This is a genomic window from Francisella sp. SYW-9, from assembly GCF_008711465.1.
Lineage (GTDB): Bacteria > Pseudomonadota > Gammaproteobacteria > Francisellales > Francisellaceae > Francisella.
On record NZ_VXKQ01000075.1, the window covers coordinates 1 to 542 of the forward strand.

Here is a 542-nt window from a genome sequence, read left to right on the forward strand (position 1 = left end):
TTACTTTTTTTATTTCTTTTTTTTTCTTTTTTTTTTCTTATCTTTTTTTTTTTTTTTTTTTTTTTTTTTTCTTTTTTCATTTTCTTCTTTTTCTTCTACTTTTTATTTATATTTTATTTTTTTTCTCTTTATTTCTCTGCTCTCATCTTTCCCTACCATTGTCTTCTTGTTTTTGTTCTCTCCTTTTCTTTTATTTCTTGCTCCTACCCTCCCCCTCTTTTCTCCTCTTTTCTCTCTTTTTTTCTTTTTTCCTTCTTTCTTTCCTTTTTTTTTTCTTTCTTTCTTTTCTTTTTTTTTTTTTTTATTTTTCCCTTTTTTTCTTTTTTTCCTCTATTTTTTCATCTTTTTACATTATTTCTTCTATTTTCCTTCCTTTATTTTTTTTTTTTTTTTCTTTTTTATCTTTTTTTCTATCCTCTTTTTTTTTTTTTTCTTCTTTTTTTCCATTTTCTTTCTTTTCATTTTTTCTCTTCTCTTCATTTCCACCTATTTTTACTTTTTCTATTTTTCCTTCTTTTTTCTTTTTTTTATCTTCTTTCTTC

The 542-nt window shown here is 21.4% G+C and carries 1 protein-coding gene; it reads right to left on the reverse strand.

The features are described 5' to 3' along the window. Nucleotides 1–346: 346 nt before the first annotated feature. A partial coding sequence (locus F3D62_RS13330; RefSeq protein ID WP_191092629.1) for a hypothetical protein occupies nucleotides 347–542 on the reverse strand: 196 nt, incomplete at its 5' end.